At 42.5% G+C, this 8,277-nt stretch carries 8 protein-coding genes; 4 read left to right on the top strand and 4 right to left on the bottom strand.

All coding sequences use genetic code 11. From position 1 onward, the window contains the following. Nucleotides 1–28: 28 nt before the first annotated feature. Nucleotides 29–2,374 (bottom strand): caspase family protein, encoded by a 2,346-nt coding sequence (locus ICL16_RS20570; RefSeq protein WP_190831360.1) that lies wholly within the window; start codon nt 2,372–2,374, stop codon nt 29–31. Nucleotides 2,375–2,570: 196 nt separating this feature from the next. Between ICL16_RS20570 and ICL16_RS20565 the strand changes: the two genes are divergently transcribed. Then, nucleotides 2,571–4,961, top strand: coding sequence for an EF-hand domain-containing protein (locus ICL16_RS20565; protein ID WP_190831358.1), 2,391 nt, complete (start codon nt 2,571–2,573; stop codon nt 4,959–4,961). A gap of 116 nt (nt 4,962–5,077) precedes the next feature. On the opposite strand, the gene ICL16_RS20560 is transcribed toward ICL16_RS20565, so the two are convergent. After that, nucleotides 5,078–5,302 (bottom strand): hypothetical protein, encoded by a 225-nt coding sequence (locus ICL16_RS20560; protein WP_190831349.1) that lies wholly within the window; start codon nt 5,300–5,302, stop codon nt 5,078–5,080. A gap of 88 nt (nt 5,303–5,390) precedes the next feature. Between ICL16_RS20560 and ICL16_RS20555 the strand changes: the two genes are divergently transcribed. The 3 genes from ICL16_RS20555 to ICL16_RS20545 all read left to right on the top strand — a co-directional run bounded on the left by ICL16_RS20555 (nt 5,391) and on the right by ICL16_RS20545 (nt 6,926). Continuing rightward, nucleotides 5,391–5,864: a hypothetical protein gene (locus tag ICL16_RS20555; protein ID WP_190831347.1), complete on the top strand. Its 474-nt coding sequence runs from the start codon at nt 5,391–5,393 to the stop codon at nt 5,862–5,864. 30 nt (nt 5,865–5,894) lie between these two features. Then, entirely contained in the window at nt 5,895–6,488 is a 594-nt protein-coding gene (locus ICL16_RS20550; protein WP_238360872.1) for a HEAT repeat domain-containing protein, read from the top strand. Between the two features lie 261 nt (nt 6,489–6,749). Beyond that, nucleotides 6,750–6,926, top strand: a complete 177-nt coding sequence (locus tag ICL16_RS20545; RefSeq protein WP_337907095.1) for an element excision factor XisH family protein — start codon at nt 6,750–6,752, stop codon at nt 6,924–6,926. 166 nt (nt 6,927–7,092) lie between these two features. On the opposite strand, the gene ICL16_RS20540 is transcribed toward ICL16_RS20545, so the two are convergent. Together ICL16_RS20540 and ICL16_RS20535 are read right to left on the bottom strand one after the other, a co-directional pair. After that, entirely contained in the window at nt 7,093–7,356 is a 264-nt protein-coding gene (locus tag ICL16_RS20540; RefSeq protein WP_190831345.1) for a prevent-host-death family protein, read from the bottom strand. A 266-nt stretch (nt 7,357–7,622) separates the two neighbouring features. Continuing rightward, nucleotides 7,623–8,120: a hypothetical protein gene (locus ICL16_RS20535; protein ID WP_190831343.1), complete on the bottom strand. Its 498-nt coding sequence runs from the start codon at nt 8,118–8,120 to the stop codon at nt 7,623–7,625. Nucleotides 8,121–8,277: the final 157 nt, after the last annotated feature.

Here is an 8,277-nt window from a genome sequence, read left to right as displayed (position 1 = left end):
TTTTGAAAATATGTCATTGGGTATAGTTTTAACTACTTATTTTCTCTAACTCGTGAAAAAATGGGCGAACCGGGAGTAATAAGGCAAACTGGACTTCAAAAAACGCAACAATAATTAATCCACATAGCAATGTTCTAAAGCCAATTGTGCGGCGGTGGTTATGGCGTTGCTTCTGAATGCTGCACTCAAAAAAATCCAACTCAAAAGAATTTAGCCAACTGGGATCTGATTTAACTAATTGCTTTAATAATGGTAAGCGAGGGTCATCATCCCAAAGAAAACCCATAGCTTGTTTATCTGCCTTAGAAATTGCCCATTTATGAGCATCAGGTGTAAGCTCACGTTGCAGTAACACAGATTTTAATTCTCGATCTTTCCAATTGCGCAGCCTTTGCCATCCCCGCACCAAAACATCATGAGCAGGTTCTACATAAGAATTACCCTCTGTATCTTGTCCTTGCACCAGTAAATGTGCGGAGGCAAAACTTTCAATCACCAAATTCACCCGTGTATTTTCTGGTTCTGGATACTCCAATTCCTTCAGAAATACCCGCCTGCGTGCCAACTCACCACCACCTACTGCTATCATCCGTAACATAACGTGTTTAATAGTTTGAGCATAAGCTGGGTCACGCTTAACTAACTCTTCATATTCATGGTCTGCTCTCTGGGTTAAACTACGAGTTACTCCTCCCAATTCATCATAATCTTGTTGGGTAATTGCGCGATTGTTTCTTAAACCCTGTTTTGCACTTTTAATGTATTTCAAGTACAGTTCGCTGAGGGTAAAAGATAGCATTGGCAAACCACCAGGCATGTCGATGACTTCATCAATCAATTGATCTACCAAAGCAGGTGTTTCAAAATACATTACCTTGGCACTAGCTGGTTCTACAATTACCGAGCGTAATTCTTCTCTTGTCATCTCTGGCACAAGAAATCGTGCCTTAATCCAGTATTCTTCTAAAGCAGTGTTCCGAAATTGTGGCTCAAAATCAGAACGTAAATTTACCACTATCCGTAACTGCCCCGCAAAAGCCTCAATTAGTCTTGCCAACGCTGATAAAAACTTGGACCGGTGTTCGGTATTATGGCAGAGGGTGAATAATTCTTGAAATTGATCGATGACAAGCAGCAGTTTTTGGGAGTGAAGCTGACTCCAAGTTTTAATGCTCTCTACCAGAGTCTGCAATTCTTGCTCAAAAGCCTCGCTTGGATTGGCGAAAACTGGAAAGTTCTCCTTGACTAATGTATCATTCAAAGCAGTGAAAGGAGACTCACCCGGACGTATGGGAGTTAGTATACGCCACTGCTCACCACTATTTCTCAACTTCGGAATCAACCCTGCTTTCACCAAGCTAGATTTGCCCGTACCGGAAGCACCCAGCACTACTGTAAACTCATGAGTAGTGACGAATTTTTGCAGTGAGTCAATTAACTTTGTTCTCCCAAAAAACAGCTTGGTGTGTTCTTCTTCAAATGACTCCAATCCACGATAAGGATTTTTACTTTCATCAAGTTCAGGTGCTGGTTTCAAGTTATTAGAGTCAAATTCAGGCACAGCAAAGATATACTCGCCTTTGTCGTGGTGTTTGAGTTGACAAAATTCTGGAGTTTGTTTTGTAGTTTTATCATATAATTCATCACGTAAATATACGTATAATTCAGTAGCGGTAATTATATTGTTTTTACATAAATCTGCCTCTCCTGCTAGTCCTTGGAACAGCAATTCAGCAAAGGGAGAGTGTTCGGTATTCTCGCTTCTGTGTCCAAATTTATACAAGTAATCTGCGGCGAGTTCGTCATCGGCTGTAGAAGTAATTACCTGCTGAGCGCAACCAGACATGAAGCTTTCATAGCGCTCCCGGTACATTTTTGGGCGACGCACTACTTCTCGGTGTCCTGCCCAACGAAAAGCGCCGGCAAAGCAGCAGTCTAGGATAACTAATAAATGACGGCATGGTAGTTTGAGCAGGGCATCGTGCAGTCGCGTCATCGGCATTAAGCTGTTATTATTATCTATTTGCGCGTCTTGGGGAACTAAGTAACCAGCCGGACCATCACTATTATCAAGCGCATCTACGGCAATGCCATGTCCAGCAAAGTAAAAAAGAATACGGTCATCTGGGTGAAGTTGGATAGTACTGCCATCAGAACAAGGCAAACCCTGCTTTTCCAGGCAGGTGAATAGATGAGTGAGTTTTGCGTAAGTTGCCGCATTGTCCAACCACAGAAGGACTTGGTATTCGTATTTAGTCTTTAAGATTTCAGCTAGTTTGATGGCATCGTTAACAGCAGTTTTGAGAGTTGGGATGCCATTTTCGTATTGATTGATACCAGTAATTACTGCCAGATTGCGTTGAATATCTGCCATAAATCTAATACCATATATAAAGTTAAAAACTTAGGTAAATAAGAAGATTTACTCAGAACACTGTGGGAGTGCTTTTTGTGTTCAAGCTATATCGTCTATATAGCGATCGCGCCACCCAACTTATGCAAAGGTTAACAAAAGTGGAACACTGTGACGTAGATTATAAGTGATACACCATCTCAAGGAGGATTTATTGATGGCGTCTGTGAAGGTGGAAAAAAAAGTCCTCAGCAACCAGGAAGTTGAAAAGCTGTGGGAAGCGTTCAAGGTGTTTGATTCGGACGGCAGTGGTGTCATTTCTGCCGAAGAATTGGGGCGGGTGATGCATTCATTAGGACAGAGTCCCAATGAATCAGATCTGCGTGATATGATCAAAGAAGTGGACGTTGACTTATCCGGCAGTATCGATTTTGAAGAATTTAAAGCGCTGATGGTGGCACAGCAAGGCGATCGCGACAGTCGTCTGAAGCTAGCATTCAGTCTTTTTGATGAGAATGGCAGTGGTGAGATTACCACCGATGAACTGCACGGTGTCATGAGCCAGTTTGGGTTGACAGACCAAGAGTTGGACGATATCCTCAAAGAGGTAGATCATGATGGCGATGGCTCTATTGACTTCGAGGAGTTCTGCAAACTAGTACCAGAAGAGGCAGAAATAAAAACTGGCTATAAAGACTCGCCTGTTTCTCCCATCACTTCTACTATCTCAAATCAGACATCGGCGGCGATCGCTTCTACAGCCACTGCCGTCGAAAAGGCAGCCAGCCTCTCAACAATAGAGCAAGCACCCACTGATAGCAATCCGGAAATAGCGCGGCTCAGAGAACTACTAGCCAAACATCCACAAAACGAACAGAAACGCGGTACATCACGCTTGCAGATGCAGATTGGTTTGTTTCGTCTCATCCAAGGAGCAGCTTATCGGTGCTTCCGCGAGAGTTTTTCCGCCAACCACGAAACTCATCTGCGCGTGAGAAACTTGCCGTATAGAATAACTGATTTCGTGCAATTTGTCCAGACGGCGATCGAACTATACAAACAATTGGGAGTAGTAGAACAAGCATGCAACCCCCTACTAGATGCAGTAGTTGAATCCATCTCCAACGAATATGCTCGACTAGAAGAGCGTATTCAGAATTGGAAAACAGTAGAAAAGACACCAGAAATGTTGGCAGAAGAGAAAGCCATGTTGATGGCGCGTGGAAAGTCTGCTACTGTCAAAGAGAAGTTTGCAGCGGGAGTTGAGTTTGCGATTACCGTCAAAAAGAAGAGTCTCAACTTGCGCGATATCGCTGAGGGTGTACTTGCTATCAACGAACTCAACCGACTGCGGAAGATGGAACTGAGCGAAGAGATGGCACCGCCACCAGCTCCATCAGAAGGCGATCCCAAAGAATATCTGAAGAAGTGGAACCGAGTTATTCTCTCAGATGCATCCGAGGAAGTAGATGGTGCGATGATGCCAGTGGCATATTGGTATGAAGACTTCATGCCCAAGCTACTAGCAGCATTCAGTGTCAGCACTGCATCTGATATTGAGAGCAACACGATTCCTAACGAAGCAGCTTTGAACGAGTGGTACGAAACAACCAAAGCGTCAGGGGAGTTTAGTCGCTATGGGGCTGATGTTGCCCAAGGGTTTCCCAACTGCAATCCGCAACAGAAACTGATGCTCAAACAGGCATGGCGCTTGACGCACAACTACCTCAATGGGGTACAGAAACGACGCGAACGTCTGGAGTTTGGGCGCGAGTCTGGCGAACTGTCCCAGTATGTGTCATTCATCGACGTGTATATAGGGCGCAGTGAAGTAAAGAATGCGCAAATGCGCGTCAGCTTTCCCTATTATATCGGACCTGCGGTGTGGCGCTTCTTCCATACCACTGCTGAGATTGTCTGTACTAAGACACCTGAGCAACAGAAAGTGTTAGTGGCAGTGTTTAAGGATTTCTTCAAGTTGTTTGCAACTATGTATCCCTGTCCTTACTGCCGCCACCACCTCAACGCTTACGTCGTCCAGAATAAGGAGGTGGAAATGTACCCCGTGGAGTATCTAGTGTTAGGGCGTGATCCTCGTCTCAGTAACTTTGAGGTATCACTAGATGCTAAGCTGTCTACTGTGGTAGATGGACATTCCTTGCGCTTATTCTTCTGGAAACTGCACAATACTGTTTCCTCATCGATCGCTCGTTCTGAGGAGTGGTATCATAAGGATGAGAAAGCGTTCTACACTACCCGCTATTGGCCCAGTGTTGACTCTGAATTAGCCAGAGCCAAAGCCCTCAAACATATTAGCATTGCTACCGATCGCATGTACCGCCTTTATGGAATACTCAAACCTGCGGCACGGCTGACAGGGGTGAGAACAACATTGCAAAAGCTGTTGGACAAAGGTGATGAGGAAGGTATCAAGGAAGCATGCACGGTAGCACAAGATTACATCAAGGAATTGGAAGAGGCGATAGTCTCTGGAAAATTCCTACAAGAAACATACTACTTTGACCCTAACTTTGTGGATCAAACTCCAGTCTTCACCCCTGAGGAGGAAGAGTTTGCCCGCAGCGGTATGTTTGTAGAAACCGTTTAAATATTGGCGTTGCCTACCTTTGTAATCAATTGCGTCCCTCAGCAGATTTTTAATTTTCCCAAACCCCCGTAGAGACGCTCCGCCGGAGCTTCTCTACAAAATCGTGATTTTTTAAATTAATCCGCATGATTCAGCAACGTCTTAGATTGTGGGGACTTTGTTAATGTTCTAAAGTTTCTCGAATGTGATTCAAAGAGCCATTTTTCGTATTCTTCAAGTTCAGCCGCTTCCTTAATTAATTTTTGTCGGCGTTCTTTAATTTCTGCTAATTGTTTAACTTTTTGACTTTTGACTTTTGACTTTTGACTTTTGACTTCCCGCAGGGCGGTCAGAGCTAGCAACTGCCCATCCTCTAACTCAATAAAATAAACTTAAGGTTACAATAGTTACCATAATATTTTCTCAAACGCCAACCAGAAATAACTCACCATGACCAATGATGAAGAAAAAGCTGAACAATCTGAAGTTTCTGGTTCGCGGCGCTATATCTTTCGTGGTGACGATCAATACAAAGACGGTTCTTTAGGATTTGAAATAGGCGGAAAAGAAGCTGAAAAAGCAGATATTCAAACCCCTTGGGAGCACGTGAGTGAGAAAGAAAGTTATCAGACTAGCCGATACGTATCCTTTTCAGAAAGAATAAAAATGTCAGGAAACCGTGGGGCTGCGTTTTTCACTAAAAAAAATAAGATTATCAAGGTTACTTGGGATGCGCTCAAACAGTTAGAAAGTGAAGGTATAATTAAAATATATACGCCAGAAACCGTTGAAAATCTAATGCTTCAACAAAAACGTAAGGTTAGTAAACGAGCAACTGGAATTAGAGAGGAGATGGAAAAAAATGGTGAAATTCTCATAGAAGGACAAATCCCAAAGGAGATAATATTTATAGTCAATAATTAATAATGTTAGCTTAGCCTTCTTGAAAAACTTATGTCAGAAGAGTTGTCAGCCATTGTACAGGAGTTAAAAAACTCAGATCCAGAGGTACGCGAGAATGCGCTGGACAAAATAGGTACAATCAAGCCAAGTAATGCCCTAGATATTATTCTTCCTTTTTTATCAGATGTAGATCCTGAGGTACGTGGCACTGCAGCAAGTAACTTAGGAGAAATTCGTGATAGCCGTGCTGTACCATACCTTATTAATGTAGCAAGAGTTGATTCCCAAGAAAAAGTTCGTGCAGATGCTTTATTAGCGCTGGCTGAGTATCGCAGTTCTGAAATACTTGATTGTTTAGTCGATGAAGTGTATCGCGAAAAACGTTCGAGACGACCTAGACAAGAAGTTGCAAGGCAACTGAGGTACTACAATACCGAGTCATCGGTGAATGCATTAATAGTCTTACTTCAAGATGAGGACGTTTACGTGAGAATTCCTGCGGTAGATTCGCTTAAAGAACTGAATCGTCCTAGATTGCGCGAGGTTTGGGAAAAGGCAATGGATGATGAAAGTTATTATGTGACGGAGATAGCTAGAGAGGCGCTTGCTAATTTAGATTTGTTTGTTTCAACAAAGCCTATATAAAGTATACTGTAAACGGCTAATAGCTGAACAACTTCTAGCTTCCATCTGACAGTTCTCTACGTCGGCAGGCTGCTGCCTCTTTCTAAAGAAGCAAAGGCAATAGACCTTGAATACCGTCAATTAATAACTGTACCCTAAGCAGAGCAAGCAGCTCGTGAAGCAAACAATCGTCATTTAGCGATGGAGAAATTTGCGCTAAAAACCAGCATTATTTTATCGTCTCTTCAACTACAACTTCCTCCTTAAATTCCAGACACTGTAGTGAGCGCTAACCAACCGCACAAAGCTCTTATTCAATCTCAAGCAGAGCGGTTGCTAGCAACCCAACGCTTAACCGAAAGGATCGCAATTGAGGTCAAAAGCTTCACTCGTGTTTCAGATATGAAAGACCACCGCTCTATTGGAAAACTTATGTCAAGCGCAGTGCGTTCATCTTAATCTGTTTACCACGGATTCCTTGCTTGCTCAGGAATCTAACGCCACAGCTTTCCGCAATAAAGTATCTTGTCCCCATGTTCAGCAATCAGGGAAAATGTCCGTATTCCTAGAACTGCACGAATAAGAATATTCGCATCAAGAACAATAATTTTCGCTTTTTTGGTCATTAATTGCTCTGTTTTCTCAACTCCTGAAAATCAGTTACAATATCATCCTCAGTGAGTCCTTTTTCAGCCAGCATATTGCTGAGTTTGGTGACAGCTTGCCGTAAAGACTCTATATCTTTTTTCTGAGGTTGAGGTTGAGCGGGAATATAATCACCAATCGTCTCCCCATGATTCGTCAAAGCAATGGGTTCTTGATTTTCCCTCGTGTACTTATACAGATGTTCTCTAAACTCACGGATTCCGACTGATTCAATCTCGGACATAAATTTTACGTTTTTGTGTACACATAAGTACATAATAGCAAAATGAAGTAGATGTTTGTGCATTATGTCATAGTTTCCATGATGCTCTAACCCTACGTACTATCTACTATTTCTTCTATTTTACAAATAATCAGCGAAAATATCTATGTCCGGCACTGGCGGCAATTTCCAATGCTCATCAGTGGTTTATCAAAGCCTGCCTGTGCAGGCTTTGTTTATATAGCTCTAGATTTCTAGTCTATGGCGATCGCTGACAGTATCTGATATTAATATTTTGGGGCTTCTTCCATCTCTTTCGCTGCACGGATTTCTTTGAGTTCTTGTTCAGCAAGAGCTTTCTTATCTGTATCAGTTGCAAGTTCCGACGCTTTAAGGTAATTTACTTCAGACAGGTCGTATTGTCCCTCCAGACTGTAGAAATAACCCAAAAGTAGGTAATCATCGCCAGTTGCTTGTCCTGAAGTTTTTAATGCTTCAAGTTTTTCGATTGCAACAGTACTTGTAACATTAATAAGTTCAGGACGAGTAATTTCAATGGGAGGGCGATGAGATGGTGGAGTACAGCCTTTGGGAGGGCAAGGTGGACATTTCTTTGGATTAGGGCATCGACGCTCTAAGGGTTCTGGGTTTCCTAGTTCAGATTCGTTGATTATAGATGCTGCACCAACGCCCGTTTGCGCTGCGTCAGCAACATTTATAGTAATTGCGACAAATGCAGATGCCAGTGTTAATGCAAATGCTGTGATTTGTGAGCCTTTAAGCATCGTTAATTCCACCTGGTTTCAATTTTTACAAAAGTTTATTCAATACTTAAAACTCATATTCCGGAGATTAGGTCAATAATTTGAGTATTTTCTGGGATGTCAGAGCTAAAATTGTCCAATTGTTAAAGTAAAAATTACGTATAAAGGAAGATGTCGC

It is taken from the genome of Iningainema tapete BLCC-T55 (assembly GCF_014698965.1).
In the GTDB taxonomy this organism is placed as follows: Bacteria; Cyanobacteriota; Cyanobacteriia; order Cyanobacteriales; family Nostocaceae; genus Iningainema; species Iningainema tapete.
The sequence above is the reverse complement of the archived record's forward strand: the minus strand, read 5'-3'. Positions and strand labels throughout refer to the sequence as shown.

What these genes read in the sequence shown, in the direction of transcription:
- ICL16_RS20570 (WP_190831360.1), bottom strand. Translation starts at nt 2,374, where the DNA reads ATGGCAGATATTCAACGCAATCTGGCAGTAATTACTGGTATCAATCAA.
- ICL16_RS20565 (WP_190831358.1), top strand. Translation starts at nt 2,571, where the DNA reads ATGGCGTCTGTGAAGGTGGAAAAAAAAGTCCTCAGCAACCAGGAAGTT.
- ICL16_RS20555 (WP_190831347.1), top strand. Translation starts at nt 5,391, where the DNA reads ATGACCAATGATGAAGAAAAAGCTGAACAATCTGAAGTTTCTGGTTCG.
- ICL16_RS20550 (WP_238360872.1), top strand. Translation starts at nt 5,895, where the DNA reads ATGTCAGAAGAGTTGTCAGCCATTGTACAGGAGTTAAAAAACTCAGAT.
- ICL16_RS20540 (WP_190831345.1), bottom strand. Translation starts at nt 7,356, where the DNA reads ATGTCCGAGATTGAATCAGTCGGAATCCGTGAGTTTAGAGAACATCTG.
- ICL16_RS20535 (WP_190831343.1), bottom strand. Translation starts at nt 8,120, where the DNA reads ATGCTTAAAGGCTCACAAATCACAGCATTTGCATTAACACTGGCATCT.